18 protein-coding genes and 1 other RNA gene are annotated in these 18,430 nt (G+C 39.9%); 5 read left to right on the top strand and 14 right to left on the bottom strand.

Annotation, left to right across the window (positions count from 1 at the left end):
* Nucleotides 1-234: 234 nt before the first annotated feature.
* The 7 genes from AABM38_RS15260 to AABM38_RS15290 form a co-directional block, all read right to left on the bottom strand.
* Nucleotides 235-1,377: a THUMP domain-containing class I SAM-dependent RNA methyltransferase gene (locus AABM38_RS15260; RefSeq protein WP_423407196.1), complete on the bottom strand. Its 1,143-nt coding sequence runs from the start codon at nucleotides 1,375-1,377 to the stop codon at nucleotides 235-237.
* 138 nt (nucleotides 1,378-1,515) lie between these two features.
* Nucleotides 1,516-1,904, bottom strand: an RNA gene (rnpB, locus tag AABM38_RS15265) — RNase P RNA component class B.
* Nucleotides 1,905-1,987: 83 nt separating this feature from the next.
* Nucleotides 1,988-2,287: a cell division regulator GpsB gene (gene gpsB, locus AABM38_RS15270; protein ID WP_423410761.1), complete on the bottom strand. Its 300-nt coding sequence runs from the start codon at nucleotides 2,285-2,287 to the stop codon at nucleotides 1,988-1,990.
* Between the two features lie 306 nt (nucleotides 2,288-2,593).
* The gene (locus AABM38_RS15275) at nucleotides 2,594-3,154 is read right to left on the bottom strand and encodes a DUF1273 domain-containing protein (protein WP_423407197.1); all 561 of its coding nucleotides are present in this window, start codon (nucleotides 3,152-3,154) and stop codon (nucleotides 2,594-2,596) included.
* Nucleotides 3,155-3,332: 178 nt separating this feature from the next.
* A complete protein-coding gene (locus tag AABM38_RS15280) occupies nucleotides 3,333-3,668 on the bottom strand; it encodes a CotD family spore coat protein (RefSeq protein WP_423407198.1) in 336 nt (111 codons plus the stop codon).
* A 386-nt stretch (nucleotides 3,669-4,054) separates the two neighbouring features.
* On the bottom strand, nucleotides 4,055-5,332 hold the full coding sequence (locus tag AABM38_RS15285) for a ribonuclease H-like domain-containing protein (protein ID WP_423407199.1): 1,278 nt from the start codon (nucleotides 5,330-5,332) through the stop codon (nucleotides 4,055-4,057).
* A gap of 15 nt (nucleotides 5,333-5,347) precedes the next feature.
* Nucleotides 5,348-7,624: a DEAD/DEAH box helicase gene (locus AABM38_RS15290; RefSeq protein ID WP_423407200.1), complete on the bottom strand. Its 2,277-nt coding sequence runs from the start codon at nucleotides 7,622-7,624 to the stop codon at nucleotides 5,348-5,350.
* 314 nt (nucleotides 7,625-7,938) lie between these two features.
* On the opposite strand from AABM38_RS15290, the gene AABM38_RS15295 reads away from it, so the two are divergent.
* The gene (locus AABM38_RS15295; RefSeq protein WP_423407201.1) at nucleotides 7,939-8,628 is read left to right on the top strand and encodes a Crp/Fnr family transcriptional regulator; all 690 of its coding nucleotides are present in this window, start codon (nucleotides 7,939-7,941) and stop codon (nucleotides 8,626-8,628) included.
* 67 nt (nucleotides 8,629-8,695) lie between these two features.
* On the opposite strand, the gene hcp is transcribed toward AABM38_RS15295, so the two are convergent.
* A complete protein-coding gene (gene hcp, locus AABM38_RS15300) occupies nucleotides 8,696-9,997 on the bottom strand; it encodes a hydroxylamine reductase (RefSeq protein WP_423407202.1) in 1,302 nt (433 codons plus the stop codon).
* Nucleotides 9,998-10,227: 230 nt separating this feature from the next.
* On the opposite strand from hcp, the gene AABM38_RS15305 reads away from it, so the two are divergent.
* Nucleotides 10,228-10,701: an Hsp20/alpha crystallin family protein gene (locus AABM38_RS15305; protein WP_423407203.1), complete on the top strand. Its 474-nt coding sequence runs from the start codon at nucleotides 10,228-10,230 to the stop codon at nucleotides 10,699-10,701.
* 29 nt (nucleotides 10,702-10,730) lie between these two features.
* On the opposite strand, the gene AABM38_RS15310 is transcribed toward AABM38_RS15305, so the two are convergent.
* Nucleotides 10,731-11,276 (bottom strand): YppG family protein, encoded by a 546-nt coding sequence (locus AABM38_RS15310; protein WP_423407204.1) that lies wholly within the window; start codon nucleotides 11,274-11,276, stop codon nucleotides 10,731-10,733.
* Nucleotides 11,277-11,469: 193 nt separating this feature from the next.
* Here AABM38_RS15310 and AABM38_RS15315 point away from each other — a divergent pair, with 193 nt between their 5' ends.
* On the top strand, nucleotides 11,470-11,667 hold the full coding sequence (locus AABM38_RS15315; RefSeq protein WP_335375654.1) for a YppF family protein: 198 nt from the start codon (nucleotides 11,470-11,472) through the stop codon (nucleotides 11,665-11,667).
* Nucleotides 11,668-11,721: 54 nt separating this feature from the next.
* Here AABM38_RS15315 and AABM38_RS15320 read toward each other — a convergent pair whose 3' ends face one another.
* The 3 genes from AABM38_RS15320 to AABM38_RS15330 all read right to left on the bottom strand — a co-directional run bounded on the left by AABM38_RS15320 (nucleotide 11,722) and on the right by AABM38_RS15330 (nucleotide 13,875).
* Nucleotides 11,722-12,099, bottom strand: coding sequence for a YppE family protein (locus tag AABM38_RS15320; RefSeq protein ID WP_423407205.1), 378 nt, complete (start codon nucleotides 12,097-12,099; stop codon nucleotides 11,722-11,724).
* Between the two features lie 114 nt (nucleotides 12,100-12,213).
* A complete protein-coding gene (locus tag AABM38_RS15325) occupies nucleotides 12,214-12,468 on the bottom strand; it encodes a hypothetical protein (RefSeq protein ID WP_423407206.1) in 255 nt (84 codons plus the stop codon).
* Between the two features lie 420 nt (nucleotides 12,469-12,888).
* Complete coding sequence (locus tag AABM38_RS15330) at nucleotides 12,889-13,875, bottom strand: DUF2515 domain-containing protein (protein WP_423410762.1); 987 nt, start codon at nucleotides 13,873-13,875, stop codon at nucleotides 12,889-12,891.
* A gap of 123 nt (nucleotides 13,876-13,998) precedes the next feature.
* Here AABM38_RS15330 and recU point away from each other — a divergent pair, with 123 nt between their 5' ends.
* Nucleotides 13,999-14,610: a Holliday junction resolvase RecU gene (recU, locus tag AABM38_RS15335; protein WP_423407207.1), complete on the top strand. Its 612-nt coding sequence runs from the start codon at nucleotides 13,999-14,001 to the stop codon at nucleotides 14,608-14,610.
* Between the two features lie 140 nt (nucleotides 14,611-14,750).
* Nucleotides 14,751-17,330 carry a transglycosylase domain-containing protein gene (locus AABM38_RS15340; RefSeq protein ID WP_423407208.1) on the top strand — a complete coding sequence of 860 codons (2,580 nt, stop codon included), beginning with the start codon at nucleotides 14,751-14,753 and terminating at the stop codon, nucleotides 17,328-17,330.
* Nucleotides 17,331-17,373: 43 nt separating this feature from the next.
* Here the strand turns inward: AABM38_RS15340 and AABM38_RS15345 are convergent, their stop codons facing one another.
* Complete coding sequence (locus AABM38_RS15345; RefSeq protein WP_423407209.1) at nucleotides 17,374-17,742, bottom strand: YpoC family protein; 369 nt, start codon at nucleotides 17,740-17,742, stop codon at nucleotides 17,374-17,376.
* Nucleotides 17,743-18,393 carry an endonuclease III gene (nth, locus tag AABM38_RS15350; protein ID WP_423407210.1) on the bottom strand — a complete coding sequence of 217 codons (651 nt, stop codon included), beginning with the start codon at nucleotides 18,391-18,393 and terminating at the stop codon, nucleotides 17,743-17,745.
* Nucleotides 18,394-18,430: the final 37 nt, after the last annotated feature.

The following is an 18,430-nucleotide window of genomic DNA, read 5'->3' on the forward strand; positions in this document are numbered from 1 at the left end:
CTTTCTTCATAAAGATGGAGGCTCGATTACACCCAGTTCCAGGTTTACATTTAGATACCTGCTATATTACAAGATGAGCAGCATCAATCCTTACCTAATTTCCCTTTCGCTAGATAAACACATCCATCAACGTTTAGCTTCAGAGGCAATAATTGCAAAATCAAGAAAAGCCGCATCCTGATGGAGGCGGCTTCTCTTATTAACTTAACAGATTTATCAGGGAAAAGAACCGTTTTACTTATCAACCCGTGGCGGACGCTTGCCCCAATATTGGTAATAGTCTGTCCGGATAAATCCATTGAAAAGCTTTCGCTTCTTTGTTGCTGGTTTTCCATAAATTTGTTCAAACTCTTCATTTGAAGTAAGCATATAGATGGACCAAGTATCAAGAGGTGAGAATGTCCTGCCCATTTCCTTGTACATTTCCTCCACTGCTTTTTTCTCACCAAGTCGCTCGCCATATGGAGGATTGCCCACAATAACTCCGTATTCCTTTCTTGTCGTGAAATCCTGGACTCGCATTTGCTTGAAGTTAATAAGATCGCCTAGCCCTGCCTCAAAAGCATTCTCCTCTGCAATCTTGACCATTCTGTGATCGATGTCCATTCCGCTTATATCTAGCGGCTGGTCATATTTCGCCAAATCTTCTGCCTCAGCCCTGACGTCGTCCCAAATAGATTCAGTTATCAGGTTCCATCCTTCAGATACAAATTCACGATTGAAGCCTGGTGCGATATTTTGGCCAATCAAAGCTGCTTCAATTGGAATTGTGCCTGACCCGCAAAATGGGTCGACAAATGGTTTATCTGGAGTCCAATTTGTCAGCATAATTAGGGCTGCAGCCAGTGTCTCTTTTAACGGGGCTTCCCCCTGATCTGTACGGTAGCCGCGCTTGTGGAGCCCGCTGCCACTTGTGTCGATTGTCAGCGTTACGACGTCTTTTAGGAGAGCTACCTCTATTTTGAACAATGGACCGTTTTCTTCGAACCATGTCGTTTTTTTATACTGCGTCCTCAATCGTTCAACGATCGCTTTCTTCACGATTGCCTGACAATCCGAAACGCTGAAAAGCTTTGATTTCACTGATTTCCCTGATACAGGAAACTCTGCATCTTCTGGCAGAAGTTGTTCCCACGGAAGGGCCTTTGTTTTTTCAAACAATTCATCAAATGTATAAGCTTTGAATTCACCCACTTTAATTTTGACCCTGTCAGCCGTGCGAAGCCACATATTGCTGCGAGCGATGGCTAGTGCATCTCCCTTGTATGTAATCTTGCCGTTTTCAACTTCACATTCGTATCCGAGGTCACGTACTTCCTTGGCAACAATCGCTTCAAGCCCCATTGCAGAGGTCGCGATCAAATCAAAGTTCTTCATAATTTCACCCTTATATCTGAAATAATTTTCGTATGTAACTTATACTTAAAATGCCCAACACCATTAAATATACATAAAAAAAGCTCTCCTTGCAAAAGGAGGGCTTTAATAAACACTCATACAAATCCATTAATAACGTTCTGTAAGCCATGTTTTGTACCTTTGTACTGCAAACGACCATGAGTCTCGTACTCAGGTGGTAATCATCTATCTACAGATGATGAATCATCTGTCCTTCTCTTCGTTGAGTTCCTCCAAGAAGGTGCCCCTACCATCGTTTGGGTTTCTCGCTCGTGGGGTTTACCTCGTTCCACCCTTCGCATTTCTGGGAAGGCTCCGTCACTGTGGCACTTTTATAGGTATTCATGCCATATCGTCGCCGACTTAGGCATTTTCCCGGCCGTCAACCGAGTGTGAACCCGGCTGCCCTGGCTTATGAATTGGCCAGGCACGAACACTACAGGCATCTCAGCCTGTGCGAGCATGGACTTTCCTCTGCAGCAAAACTGCAGCGATTACCCGAACGTTATTAACAGCTTCATGAAGTATTATATTTAATATTGACATCAAATGCAATGGTAATACATTTCATAATCTAGCAGAAACTGGTTTAATCGTAGAGTTTGTCACCAAATACGTGTTTCTCAAGATTTGACAATCTTTTAAGAATATCAAAATTAGTAGTGCCTGCTGCCTGCGTACTTGGCCGGCGTGACGTTTCATCAAGCTGCTTTTTCAAGCGAAGATTATCCTGCTGCAGTTCCTCTATCTCCTGCTGCATCAGTTCATAATCTTTGATGATTAAATCAAGAAACTTATCAACATCTTCTGGCTTATAACCACGCATAGCTGTTTTAAATTCTTTTTCCAAAATATCTTTAGCAGTTAATTGTAATTTATCGGATATCATTCCATTCACCTCAATATACCCCTATCGTCTAATTTATTTTTTCAAAAACACAGCGATTTGTCAATTTTTCTTTTCGTAAGCTTCATTCTTTAACATAGTAACCTTATTTTACAAATTGAAAACCAGCCTATAGACTACAACTTTACTCCACATAAAGGTAGAAAAAAGGATACTAACAATTACTATTTTTTTCTTTGGCTCTCTTAGAGGTCTATGCTTTTTTATGAATGTTGATTGGAGCGAAACAATCAAGGTTAACAAGTACATTTACACAAATCAAAGATATTAGTTAATCCTCAATTCACGTTAAAATCCCTGTTTTTTTAATTGTTCTTCTTCAACAATCATTTGAAGATCATACATAGTAATCAATCTCACTTCATACTTGTTTGTTTCTCCGAATTTTATTGCTGTTTCATACATAAACTTGGGACTGCCTTCTTTTTCAGGGTCATACAGAAGAATCATCACATCACTTTTTTCTACAAAAAACTGATTTTTCAGCCTGAACTGCCATGGTTTTTCATATGGTTTCCGTGATATCGAATCTACATGGTCCGCACCCGCTAGAATGGATTCATACCACTCTTTGTTAGCCTCTTTCCAAGTTTCTTCCTGATTTAGGAAGGGAGTGAACACAGATAATTTCAGGTCTGGATATTCCTCCTGTAATTCTAACACAACTTCGCCTGCCCATAATTCAATACCAAGCTGCCCGCTGATCATTACCCATTCCAGGCCTTCCTCAACTAGAGGCAGCAAACTTTTTTTGATTGCAATTTTTATGTACTCAGCTGCAGGATGATTACGTTGAAATATCCCAAGCTCAAAAGGCTTATAGCCAGAAATAGCAGCGACTTTTACCATTATATCTCCTTCAGGTTTGATTTTCAGGTATTTCGCGAATGCCATACAATAATGATTTTATTTATTCAATGTATTCCCGTGTTAGATCACATATTAATCTAACCAGCGTAAATATTCCCTGAAAATTTTCAAAGGGTTTTAAAAAAACAAGGGCTAAAAAGCCCTTGCAGAAGTTATTTTACCGTCCAAATCCCATTCCTGGTCCTGGTCCTGGTCCCATTCCCATTCCTGGTCCCATTCCCATACCTGGTGCTCCACCAAATCCTGGGCGCGGCCTTGGGCCAATTGGACCAACACCTGGGCCTGAACCGCCATAGAAATTCTGATTTGTTACCTGGTTCACTGTTGACTGTGTTTGCGGGAAATAATGGACATGATCGTAATTAATATGGTTTACATTTGTAGTGTGAGTCGGATGAACGTGTGGAACCACATTATTAACATAATTATGGTTTACACAACATTTAGTAGGATGAACTACAGTTGGCAATACATTTGTCGGTTTGCAGTACATAGTGCATAACTCCTTTCCTATAGACTTATTCTTTACATTATCAGCCTATGAAGAAGCAATGCGTCTTGTACTAATGAAAACACCTATTTTTCAGGAGAATCTGCCGTCAAAGAGAAAAATAAAATATTAAAGGAAGGTGTAAAAATTGTCCTTAAGGCCACTGAAAATAACAGCAATAAGTGTAATAACAACAAAATAGAGAACCAAAACCGCTTTATACATTTTACCAGCCCCGTAAAAATTATTAATTTTTTTGTTCCATACAATTTTACATTTTACAATGTCAGAACGGTTCATACAACAGGATATTACAGGTTTATTGCTGGAAAATGTTAAAATTTTGTTACAATTCAAGTTATCATGCCGAAGGGTGTTGTATTTACGGTTTATTTTGCCGAATCCTGCGCTTGCCCGGGAAATGCTTTTCGGGAAATTCTTATGATTCTTTTCTTAAGTTCTTCATTAAAAATCATGTCCTTTTTTGTAGTCTCCGCATCACTTATGTGGATGGATTCTGCAAGCCGGCAATATTCTAATGCTAGCTCAAGATCCTTTTCCCTATGCTCAAAATATTTGGCAAGCTCTATGCATGCTTCCTTTCTGTCTTTACTTGTCCCTTTTTCAGCACTTTCTTTCCACAGTGAGACGGCTTTTTTCCAGTCCTTGTTACGTTTATATTCAGCTGCCAAGGCATGCTTGGCAGCTGCTTCATGTTCGTTTCCTAACTCAGCCAGCCCGCTGAACGTTTGTTTAGCTTTTTCCGATTCTCCCAGGTAGGAAAACCAGCGTCCAACTTCGTATGTTTCTCTTGCAGATTGAGTTTTGTCCCTTCCTAAAAGCTGAAAGGTCAGATGTGTATATAGCGTTAATAGTGACAGGATGTCCGTTTCATTATGCTTGATTACTCCAAGCAGCCCTTCTGGATTCTTTCTTTCCAAGAAGTCGAAATAAATCATTGGTGCGAGGAATCCAGGGATATCATCTTTTCTTTCCAGGCCAAGCACTTCCTGTTCAACAATACTTAACTTCATTCTCTCAATTTTATGCTTCCACATCCGCCTTGCTGCATGGTAAAGGTCAAAGTGGCCATAGGCAGGCAATTTGGGAACATGATCCCTTACCAGAGTGTGCCTCGTTTTGACCTGTGGCCAGTCAAATGCCTTACCATTATAGGTTACCAGGGTAGTATAATCGGCATTTTCAAGGAAACTTTGGTAAAGAGCAACTTCGGCACCTGGCTGTGGAAGAATATGCTGTTTTAATTTTATCGAATTACCTGATACACTTGCATGTCCGAGCAAAAAGATCGTGTTGCCCGCCCCGCCGCCAAGACCAGTCGTTTCTGTATCAAAGAAAACAAGATCTTCCGGTTTATGGCCTGAAGCTGATAGTGGATGTCTCGTTTCTTCAGTATTCCAAAGGGAAACCGCCTCCAGCAAATCACCGAATTGGTAGCTGCCATGCTGGTAATCGAGCGGATAGCTGACTTCCCTTACCAAACAGTACTGGTCATCAAAATAGAAGGGGGAAACAGATTCCTTTTCCCATACATCGAGAAACGGAATTTCTGGAGTATCCTGAACTGGTGTCATTTCAGCTTTAGTTTTTTCACTTCCGCTTTTAATATGAGGTTTTAGGCGGTTCAATTTATTCTTAAGACTCATTTTCCCCCTCCTTCTTTAAACTGCTGCTTTAAGGAACATATTTAAAATTTTAACGACATCATTCTTTGAATGGATTGACGTCGTATCTGTGCCAATACATGAAGGACAGCCGTCCGAGCATTGGCAATTCATTACCATTTGTTTTGTTTGTTCCAATATCGCTTCTATACCGGAATAGATTTTTTCACTCAGACCTATACCACCCGGGTAACGGTCGTAAAAAAAGATGGTAGGTTTCTCATTATGAGCAGCTTTCACTTGCGGTACAACATGTAAATCGGATGGATCACACATGACAAATAAGGGTGCGATGTGCTTTAATGCCTGAGAAGTGCCGATCAGGCCCTCTTCAAGACGATCTTCATTAAATTCAGACAGCTCTTTATTCAGTGAAATCCAAGCGGAACTTGTATGCAATTCTTCTTCTGGTAGAAAAATGGGGCCTGATCCTATATTTTCGTGTGTTTCAAATCTGATTTTCTTAAATATGGTTGCCATCGCTCTTACGCTGACATCTCCATAACCAATTTCGGTTTCTTCGTTTCCTCGATGCTTGTCCTCTTCCAATACACTTAGCTGGACTGCAAGATTGGCATCTGTGAAATAATCGACATCCACTTCACGCACAAATGCTTTCTTCTCGTCCCAATCGAGCTTTTCAACCTGGAATTGAATTCCCTGATGCAGGTAAATCGCTTCCTCATGTAACAGTGTCATAGCTGAAAAGGTATCCATCTCACCAATGACTTTTACATTCGCAACATCAGATTGGTCGATGATCACTACGTTTTCCTGCGATGCTGATCTAAGACTGATGTTATGGGCCGGAAAAGCATCATTCATCCAATACCATTTGTCACCGTTTTGATGAAGAATCCGTTCCTCTGTTAAATACTCTAAAATTTCTTCAATTTCCGCTGCACCAAACGTTTCTCCTTTTTTAAATGGCAGTTCATATGAAGCACATTTTATCTGGTCGATCAGGATGATTAAGTTGTCGGGATTAATTCTAGCCGTTTCCGGACTGCGATTAAAAAAGTAATCTGGGTTTTGGATGACATATTGGTCAAGAGGGCTAGAGCTTGCCACCATGATGACAACCGACTCTCCGTGCCTTCTGCCAGCCCTGCCAGCCTGCTGCCATGCACTCGCGATTGTTCCCGGGTACCCGTTCATTATGCATACCTGAAGCTGTCCGATATCGACTCCTAGTTCAAGCGCATTCGTGCTGACAACACCGTATATATCGCCAGATCTTAGACCCTTTTCAATTTCACGCCTTTCAGAAGGCAGATACCCTCCTCTATAGCCCCGGATCGCTTTTGGTCCGAGCTTATGCTTGACTAGTTCCTGGAGATAGGTCAGCAGTATTTCAACTCTGACTCTGCTGCGAGCAAAAACGATTGTCTGAATTTTATTTTTCAAGAACTCTCCTGCAAGACGTCTGGTTTCAAGTGTAGCACTCCTGCGGACGTTAAGCGGTATATTTACGACAGGCGGGTTGTAAAACAAGAAATGCTTCCTTCCTGAAGGTGCGCCGTTGTTGTCGATCAGGACCATATCCTTTTCAGTCAGTCCTTCAGCAAGTTCCAGTGGGTTGGCAATTGTTGCTGATGTGCAGATAAAAACTGGATCACTGCCATAATAATGGCAGATTCTCTTCAGCCTTCTGATCACATTCGCCACATGGCTGCCGAATACTCCCCGGTAAATATGCAATTCATCGATTACAACATATTTTAAGTTTTCAAAGAGCGACACCCACTTTGTATGGTGCGGAAGAATCGCTGAATGGAGCATATCAGGATTCGTGATGACAATATGGCCCGCCCTCCTCACCTTTTGGCGGATGTTTGATGGTGTATCACCATCATATGTATAACTATTGATCGAAAGCTCAGCCTCCTGGATCAATTCATTGATTTCACTTTTCTGGTCCTGTGCCAGTGCTTTAGTAGGAAACATGTATAGTGCTCTTGCATTAGGATCATTTATGATCGACTGGATCACCGGAAGGTTATAGCAAAGCGTTTTTCCTGAAGCCGTTGGAGTAACCGCAACAATACTCTGTCCACCCATGATTTGCTCATAAGAAGACCTCTGGTGAGTGTAAAGCCGAGAAATGCCTCGTCTCTCCAAAGCATTTTTCAATATTTCACTTAAATCCTCTGGCATCTCATCAGTCTGAGCCTCTTTTTCCTCTATCGTATGCCAATGGACTATATTTCTCTTAACAGATTCACCGACTTTTAATTCTGTTAAAATCTCTTGCAAACTTTTACGCACTTTCATTTCGTTCACCTCGTTATTCCTATTTTAGCGAATAAACGTTCGTTGCAAAAGAAAAATGATAAATAATTGTTACTGCTATTTTTTGGTACAGAATTTTGAATTGATATTCCAGTTATTTTCCGCATACTTCTGCATTTCAGGGAGTGATTTCCGTGAAAAGACCCCTTTCAATATGAAATGACAATGCCAAGTGTTTGTTGTATGTTAGACTGTGGTAAACGTGCTTGTTAATTCCAAATAAAGATTAACCATTCACTCAGTCTTTTGTTAAAATAGTATGAGATAAATAAAGTATCAACAATGGAGTGTTTCTTTTGAATAAAATAGATATTAAAAAAGTGCTTTCAGGCTTCTCGCTTTTCAGAGACCTGGATGATCAAGATTTAGAAAAAATTGTTGAAATATCGATTACTCGGGAATGGAAGAAAAACAGCCATGTATTCCTTCAGGGAGATCCGCTTGAAAATGTATATTTTATTAATGAAGGGAAAGTAAAGGTTTACAAAAGCGATGCCAATGGACGGGAGCAGATTGTTGCAATTCTAAAAAAAGGAGAAATGTTCCCACATGTTGGCTTTTTCCGCAAAGGCGGTTATCCTGGCTATTCAGAAGTGTTAGAGCATGCGAGCCTTGTAGTCGTGCCTATTTCTCAGTTCGAGAAGGTCCTTGTAGAGAATCCTCATTTGAGTATTAAAGTATTTAAAGTGCTTGGAGAAAAAATTGTTGACCTGCAGGAAAGACTTGAGGCACAAATTTTGAATAACACATACGAACAAATCGTGAAACTGCTGTTAAGGCTTGGAGAGCTGCACGGAGAAAAGCAGGAAAACGGCAAAATAGTTTTAAAGTCCGATTTTACAAATAAAGATTTGGCAAACATGATTGGAACGACTAGGGAAACAGTAAGCAGGACCCTAACCAAAATGAAGAAGGATGGGCTAATTTTTAACGACCATCATGGAAATATGATTTTGGATACTGGGTTATTGAATGAACTTATTTAATGGACTGCTTCTTCAAGAATACACAAACCCGCTGCACTAATGCAGCGGGTTTTTTTATTATATTCTTTTATTCTGTCTTGCTTAATTGCATCATTGTTTCCATATCTTCCTGAGCTGTTGTAATCAGTTTCAAATTAAAGGTATCCTGAAGCACCTGCATCACACCTTCAGAAATGAACTCAGGCGGCTTTGGTCCAATACGGATATCCTGAATGCCCAAGCTGAACAGTCCCAAAAGGATGGCTACTGCTTTTTGCTCGAACCAGGACAGCACGATGCTCACTGGAAGTTCATTCACATCACATTCAAAAGCGTCTGCTAACGCTTTAGCAATCTTAACGGTGGAAACCGAGTTATTACATTGACCGAGGTCAATGTATCTTGGAATATCCGTACCCGGAACGACTCCGTAATCAACATCGTTAAAACGGAACTTACCGCATGAAGTAGTCAGAATTACTGCCTCCGGAGGAAGCGATGTTGCAAGCTCACGGTAGTATTCGCCACCTTTTCCTGGCGCGTCGCAGCCTGCTATGACGAAAAAGCGTTTTATCTTTCCCTCTTTCACTGCCTGGATGACTTCCGGTGCGAGACCTAGCACCGTTTCGTGATGGAAACCTGTTACTAACGTTTCTTCAGAGTCCATATTGGCTTCTGGAAGCTCCATTGCTTTTTCAATCAACAAGGTGAAATCATCATTTTCAATTTTCCTTACATTTTCAAGCCCTGCCACTTCGTATGTAAACATACGGTCAGCGTAGGACCCTTTAATTGGCATAACGCAGTTTGTTGTCGCCAGAATCGCACCTGGGAATTTTTCAAACAGCCGGCGCTGGTCAAACCATGCCTTCCCGATGTTCCCTTTAAGGTGCGGATATTTTTTCAATGCTGGATAGCCATGGGCAGGCAGCATCTCTGAGTGAGTATAAATATTAATGCCTTTTCCTTCTGTTTGTTTAAGCAGCTCCTCAAGGGCGAATAAATTATGCCCTGTTACAACGATGCACTTTCCTTCAATCTTATTCTGGCTTACACGAACCGGCTGTGGAATGCCCAAACGGCTAGTATGAGCTTCATCAAGCATTTCCATTACACGCACTGCTGATTGGCCAACTTTCATAGCCATATCTATATGCTCCTGAACATTGAAGTTGGAATTAGTCAATGTCATATAAAGTGCTTCGTGAGTTGTTGCGTCTACAAACGGGTCTGTATGTCCAAGCTGGTTAGCATGTGTCCTGTATGCTGCAATCCCTTTTAAGGCAAAAATAATTGTATCCTGCAGGCTTGCAATTGTTTCATCTTTTCCGCAAACTCCTACGACTTTACAGCCGCCAGTTGGTGTCTGTTCACATTGGTAACAAAACATGTGTATACCCCTCTTCTGCTTAATTTACTGTTTCAGCATACAAAGGAACACAAAATGGTTATGTGACCTAAATCACACTAAAGGCATTTTTCACAAAGTGTTCATAAAACAATTGCGGAAAACAGATAATCATCACCTTTTGGTTTTAAAAGATCATGCAGGAAAGTGAACAAGGACATTCCGTCCCTCATATTCTATTATAAGATACTTGCAGAGGAGGAAGAGACACGATGGCACCTAACCATCCTGATCGCCCAAAAAGACATGAAGCCCTAGAACAATGGTTTAAATCAATGAATCATATCATGCAGGAAAAACCTGTAAAAGGAATATTGCAAAGTATTGATGATTTCTTCAAACAGCCCTTCCCCTATTCCCCAATTCATATTGACTTATATGAAACAGACACAGAATATGAGGTAACAGCTGAATTGCCTGGTATTAAAAAAGATCAGATTTCCATCGACGTGATCAACAATTCGTTGACGATAACTGTAAATAAATCTGAGTCGTCTACAGAAGTGAACGATATCAATCAATCACAGAGACACAGGTCCTCAATGCAAAAGTCAAGCAGGACTATACCCTTTTCACAGCCTATTAACGAGAGGAAAATACGGGCTTCCTATATCGATGGGCTGCTCAAAATAAAAATTGCTAAGAAACCAGGCAAGAAAATAGATATTATAATAGATCAAGACTAAAAAAAGCAGGCAATCGCCTGCTTTTGCTTTTACACTTTAAACATTCCGCCGAGCCCTTTAACCAAAGACGATACCTGAGTCACCGCATTCATCATCTGACCTGCAGTGTCTACCATCTTATTGACATCAAGATTTCCGTCCTGGCTTTTAAATGAATTCATGATGGATTGCAATCCTGATGGCTGCTTTGGCATAAATGCCTGCTGTGGATAAGGATTGTAATTTTGAAAATCAGCCTGCTGGCTGTAGTATCCATAAATCGGGTCATCCTCTGGCTGGAGCGGATTTTGAAAAAGCATTTTTGAATAATTATTCTTTGGTTGGGCAATTGAATATTGCTGGTTCCATTGAGGATTTCCCTGCATATATGGATTGGTTGGGTATTCCTGCTGTATATATTGATTATGCCAATTTCCCTGTATGCTGTTCCATTGAGGGTTTACATATTGTTGAGGGTACGGCTGCTGCCGGTTCAAACCTTGAATGGTTCCATTCCAATTATTAGATCCTTGATAATATTGATTTTCCCAAAACTGTTGCTGATAGGCATGCGTCTTGTTCCTGCGGCCAAACATGGGCGAACATCCTCCTCCATAGATTCATTACTATATCCTATGATGTAGTCGCCCAGATGGTGATAGAGATTGGAAATGCCTACCGCTTTTGTCTAAACATGAAATTAATTGTCGGAAGTTTAAATTTTTGAAAAATAAATGACAATTCAATTTTCATGATACGATGAAATCAAATGATGGAGGAGGATGAAAGATGAACGTTCACGAACTTAAAAATCTCTTTGCCCAAACAAAAGAATACACTCCGGAACATGTGAATGAATTGCTCGATTTCACAAAAAAATCGTATATTCAAAATGAAATAACCATTAATGAATACCGGAACCTTGTTCGTGAGCTGGAACTACAAGGAGCCTTCATTCCAGAAGATCAGAAAGAGTTTTCTATTTAATTATAAAATTTAAAGCTGACTCAAAAGGCCATTGAATGAGACCTTCTGAGTCAGTTATTTTATTTGTGTAACTTTCTCTACAGCCAATATCAGACTTTGCAAAATAAACTCGACAGACTGAATTTGGTCAAGAAACCTCTTCCTGCTGGTTTCCGGAAAAAATGCTTGGACAGAAATTACCTCTATATAATCAGCTGCGGTTTCGATTTGACTTGAATGGAGATTTTTAGGTTTATGCTCAATAACCCAATTCGTCGCTGCTTCTTTCCAAAGTATTGCAGTCTCTTTCACCTCGTCTGCAAAAGGCTTAACCTCTGTATGGAAATCCCCCCTGGTGCCTTCCTGTTTTGAAAACTCATATCGCCTTAGAGCGCTCTCTGAATAATTGATCAATTTTTCAGATAATTCTATTATTTGCTGGTGCTGATCCATTTTTTATTCCTGCTTTCTTTAAATTAACCGATTGTTATAAATATGGAGACCAAATAAAAAGTAGCCTATTCATAAATGAAAGCTACTTTAGATTGCATTTTATTCTATTATATATTAAAAACCTAATTCAAGTTTTAAACCTTTTGTATCAGTTATCAACGGAGCGTTGCTGTATTTATAGGCTGATAAGTCCTTTTCAAGTCCATCGAGTACAAGTTCAATTTTCTCCAGCCGCTCTGTCTGAGCAATGCACATGTCTGATCTAATTCCAGTCAGTGTATCTTGTAAATTGGCATCAGCGACTTCCAGGTTATGAATCATATCCGTCAATACCCCTAAAATTTGTTTCTTTTCGATTCCTGCTCTCATACACAATCTCTCCTAACATTGATTAATTTTAAGGTCTGTCAGATGAAGTCCTGGCGGCACTAATTCGAATAGAAAAAAATAAAATATATAACTCATCACGTTCTTACTCTTTAATTCTCCCTTGATACTTATCTTCCTTCACACCTGACAAAACTAGAAGGAATTCGGCAAACAAAGTGCTTTTTTATTACAAGGATTACATTCTTCGACACCTGTGGCCCGCATGAAAAAAGTCCAAATGAACAAACTAATCTCGGGAGGTGTTTTTATGAATAAGAAGCAGAACAAAAAAGTGCAGAATCCAAATAATACATCTGAGAAAAAAGCAGGCTATGGTGACAAAAAACTTGACGGACCAAATCGTCCTGCAGAATGACTAAACAAAAGCAAGGGGCTCCCTTGCTTTTTGTTTTGGATTTTTTAACTTGTGGTAAATATATCCTTTAATGAGACTAGTGCATGAAGTTGTTTCTGTTTTTGGAGGTACCATTTAGTCAAATGAGTCGGATGTCTATGTTTTATTTCTTTCTCAAGCCATTTATGCTGAAACTTCCTCTCTTTATACCAGTCCCCTTGTTCATGGTAATGGTGGCTGATGATCGGGTAGGTGCACCTTAAGTAAGGAGTGTCTCTTCTTTTGTAATTCGGAAAAAATTTCTCATAATCATGTCTTGAAGCGGTATGTTCTGTCCTAAGGGCAAATTCAAGAAATAAGGGATATTTTCGCTGATCAAACAAAATCGATGCCAATCTTTTTCCAAGGTCAATCCTTTTATTTACAGATTTGAACCCATTAACACTTGCTCCATAGAGCTCCCCATCACAAGTAGGAAAAAGAACAGTGCTAAAATGGAAAAAATCTTCAAATGAAAACAACCAAGTGTTAAACACCCTCTTCTTAAAGACATGGTGCAAAATCACTGGTTTATGAATCACATTTTGCTCGTTAACAATTAACGCGATCATCAGTCTTTTCTTGTCCCTTGTTTCCCAGAATCGTTGCCATTCTTTCTCCATAAAGGAGGATACATCAAGGAATTTTAACAAGTGAAACATTGGAGTGTTTTTTTTCGTCGAATAGTTGTATAAAAGGAGCTGTGAATAGGCATCACGGAAAATCAGCCAGTTTGCCCTTTCAAATGTGAGGAATAAACGCTTCCTGATGGCGGGATCGATCATTTTCGGAAACCATTCTCCCTCCAGGTCGCACATATTATAGCCGCCGTTTCTTGATACCATGCTTGCCAGAAAAGCCCAGGTCATTTCTGGAGTCTTTAAATAATATTGGAGATACGCATTTGTCCTGGAAATATTGTCTACATTATATTTTTCTGTCTCACCCTTGATTTTTTGAATGACTTCATATTCATCATCTGGCAGCTGATAATATTGGGGATTTTGGGTTATTGACACACCTTTTCTCTTCCTTTACTTTAGGTTCTTTTTAGGGTGAATTTAAATGGGGCTTTTTATTCAACCATAAAGTCATCATATTTGGTATGATAAAGTGTAGTTTGTGAGGTGGTAAGCTTGATTTTTAATTATCCAAATGGCAAAAGGTACAACCCAAAGCCAGAACAGGCTGTTAAGATTAAAAAAGAAAAAAACACAGCATACAGCAACCGTGGCATGACACTGGAAGAAGATTTAAACGAAACCAACTCTTATTATCTTGACAGAGCGATTGCAGTCATTCATAAAAAACCGACTCCAGTACAAATCGTAAATGTTGATTATCCCCGCAGGAGTGCGGCAGTCATAAAAGAGGCATACTTTAAACAGGCCTCCACTACTGACTATAATGGTGTCTACAAAGGAAGGTACATTGATTTTGAAGCGAAAGAGACTAAGTTCTCGACGTCTTTTCCATTAAAAAACTTTCATGAACACCAGATTGTCCATATGAAATCAGTGCTGGATCAGGGCGGCATTTGTTTTGTCATCCTTCGTTTCTCTACTGAAGAAGAGGTTTTCCTTCTGGAAGCAAGCCATTTGCTTACTTTTTGGGATAGAATGAAATCTGGAGGTAGAAAGTCGATTACTAAGGAAGAAGTCAAAGATTTCGGCAATCAAATCTCTCTCGGGCTTAACCCAAGGATTGACTATATTAAAGTTATAGATTATCTTTATAAGCTTAGTTAGTTTTTTGTTAGTAAAAATCGCATATGACATAGTTTTTTAAATTGAGGATTCGTTCTCTTTTCGTAAAAGTCACAGTCAAAAACATTCTATAACATCAAATTATGAAAAGAGTCTTAAGGTTAGAAAGGAAGGAACATTATATGGCACAGAAACCGCAAACAAGAGAGGAGCGGCGAAAACAGCTGGCATCCAAAAATAATAATGCTAAAGGCAATAAAAAACAAAAAGGAACCTTCAAAAAGATTTTCCTTGCATTGATTACCCTTGGAATTATTGGCATGCTAACTGGTGTAGCTGTCTTTGCTTTTATGATACAGGATACTCCTAAACTTGATAAAGCTACTCTTAAAGATCCAATATCTTCAAAGATTTATGATAAAGATAATAATCTTGTGACAGAGGTCGGTTCAGAAAATAGAGACTATGTTGCCTACGAGGATATTCCCAAACAAGTTGAGGATGCTTTCATTGCCACAGAAGATGTCAGGTTCTATAAGCATAACGGTATTGATGTCATCCGCTTGGGCGGAGCGGTAATTGCCAATATCACTCATGGTTTTGGATCTGAGGGTGCTTCGACGATTACACAGCAGGTAGTGAAGAACTATTTCCTCGGATTTGAAAAGACCCTTTCAAGAAAAGCACAGGAAGCATGGCTCGCATACCAGCTAGAACAAAAGTATACGAAGCATCAAATTTTTGAGATGTATGTCAATAAAATCTATATGTCTGAAAACAGTCATGGTGTTTTAACAGCTTCAAGGATCTATTTTGGCAAAGACCTGGATGAACTTGAGCTTCATGAAGCAGCGCTTCTTGCGGGAATGCCTCAAAGCCCTAATAACTATAATCCGTTCAAGCATCCAAAAGAAGCAGAGCACCGCAGAAATATTGTACTATCATTGATGCACCAGCATGGATTCATTTCCAAGGAAGAAATGGAAAAAGCACAGAAAATACCAGTAGAATCCACGCTAGTTAAGGAAGAAAATCGTAAAAAGAAAGATGAAAAACCATTTGACTCGTTTGTCGATATGGTTATTGATGAAGTAGAATCTCAAGGCGATTTTGATATCTTTTCCGACGGATTAGAAATCTATACAACCCTTGACCCTAAAGCACAAACACATGTAGAGAACATTTTGAGTTCGAATGCTGCAGCAGAATTCCCTAATGATGAAATGCAGGCAAGCATCACACTGCTTGACACAAAGACAGGAGAAATCAGGGCGATTGGCGGAGGCAGGAACCAAAAAGTTCAAAGGGGACTTAACTTCGCTACCGATATTAAAAGGCAGCCAGGATCGACAATTAAGCCTATTCTGGATTACGGCCCGGCTATTGAGCATTTACGATGGGGTACTTACCATATGCTCGAAGATAAGCCTATGACCTATTCTAATGGAGAGCCAATCGGAAACTGGAATGACAAGTATAACGGAATCATGACAATGAGAATGGCATTGGCCAAATCAATCAATATTCCAGCACTTCAGGCATTCCAGGCAGTTGGAGCCGAAAAAGCGCGGGAATTTGGAACTAATCTCGGATTAACGCTAAATGATCAAATTTATGAATCAGCTTCAATCGGTGCACATGAAATTTCACCAATCGAAATGGCAGGAGCATATGCTGCATTTGGCAACAATGGGTTCTTTACGAAGCCCTATGCTGTCAAAAAAATTGTCCTTAGAGACAAAACAGAGATTGATATGACACCTGAAACTGAAGTTGTCATGAAGGATTATACAGCTTTCATGATCACTGATATGCTTAAGACTGCAATTACTTCTGGTACAGGTGCAACATATGCAAATATCCCAAGTCTACATGTTGCTGGTAAAACCGGAACCACGAATTACACTGAAGATGAAATAAACAAATGGGGCATCGGTTCTGGCGGTGTGCCAGACTCCTGGTTTGTAGGTTATTCAACCAGATACACAGCATCTATATGGACGGGATATGAAAATAGAAAGACAGCATTATATGGTACGGAACAAAAAATATCGCAAATGCTCTTTAAAGACTTAATGTCCTATGTTTCCCAGGATGTTGACACTCCAGATTTCACAGTTCCAAAAAGTGTAGAACGAGTGAAAGTGGAAAAAGACACTATGCCTGCGAAGCTTGCAAGCGAATATACACCAGAGGATCAAGTACTTTATGAATGGGCTGTTAAAGGAAATGTTCCGAATGAAGTCTCCAAGAAGTTCGACAAAATCGAGTCTCCTGGCAAACTGGAAGCCAAGTATGATGAAAAGAAAAATGAAATCATCTTAAAATGGGATTTCAAGCAAAAGGACAAAAAAGATATTAGCTTTGTAGTTACTGCATCACTTGATGAAGGTCCTGAACAACAACTTACAACTACCTCCGAAACTGGATTGAAAATTGCAAATCCAGTTCCAGGCGGAATTTACTCATTTAAAGTAATTGCTGTCAGAGGTGACCAACAATCTGATCCAGCCGTAGTGACTATTGAAGTACCAGAACTACCAACTGAACCAGAAGGTGACGGTACTATCGACAACGGTAATGGTAATGGTAACGGTAACGGAAATGGTAACGGTAACGGAAATGGCAATGGCAATGGCAATGGCGACGGAACTGGTGATGGTACTGGTGATGGGTCTGGAGATGGTACCGGTACTGGTGATGGTACTGGTACTGGTGATGGTACCGGGGATGGCGGGGATGTTTCCATTCCTGGTTTTTAGGACCTATGCTTTAGAATATCTAAAATCAAAAGAACGCCCTGACTTAGTCAGGACGTTTTTTGATTTTAGATAAAGCCATATTCTTGGCAAACAGCTTCTCCTGTTCAGAAAACAGTTCTGCCAATTGTACGTAAGAGTGATAAAGACGCGGCTTTGTCTCAATGAAATTAAGCCTTTCCTGGACATTTACAGGCTTAACAAGATAATCATTGATTTTCCCATTAACCTTTTTACCGTTTGAAATAAATAGGTATTCATTGAAAAGCTCTATTGAGTCATTCATTATTGACAATACCTTTTCGCCTTCTCTATTTTTAAAAAAGCCTTCGAGAGCAAGCTTTGATTGCTTCCACTTTAGGATTATATTATGGCTGAGTTCCTCAATCTCTGCTAAAGGACATTCTTTTTCCACTTAGTCTCTGCTCCTCATACGCTTCTTTCCCTCTCTGCATATCTCAAGCAAAGGACACGTCTCACATTTTGGGTTTTGCGCTTTGCAATGGTATCGCCCGAAAAAAATCATTCGATGATGAGTAATAGACCATTCGTCTTCTGGAATCTTTTTCATCAAAGTTTTTTCAACTTCCAAAACTGAATCCTTCCAGCGGCAAAAGGCTAGTCGCTTACTGACCCTTTCAACATGGGTATCCACTGCTATTGCTGGGACACCAAATGCAACTGAAACAACAACGTTAGCGGTTTTTCTACCTACACCAGGGAGCTTAGTCAATTCATCTCGATCGGAAGGAACTACTCCGCCGTATTCATCAATAAGCAGCCTGCAAAGATTTTGGATGTTCTTGGCTTTATTGCGATATAGCCCTATTGATCTGATATCTTGCTGCAGCTCCTCCAGAGGGACACTCAGGAAATCTTCGTGTGTTTTATATTTTTCAAATAATCCTTTTGTTACTTTGTTTACCAATGCATCTGTACACTGAGCCGACAACGCTACAGCTATGACTAGTTCGAAAGGATTTGAATGAACCAGCTCACAATGGGCATCGGGAAACAATCTGCCCATCTCATCAAGGCAATATCTTATTTCTTGCTTATTTAACATTGACTTCACCCGCGCTTTTAAAGTGATGATGGCTTAA

Origin of the sequence: Heyndrickxia sp. MSNUG, assembly GCF_049532715.1 — a bacterium.
Taxonomy (GTDB): Bacteria; Bacillota; Bacilli; order Bacillales; family Cytobacillaceae; genus Mesobacillus.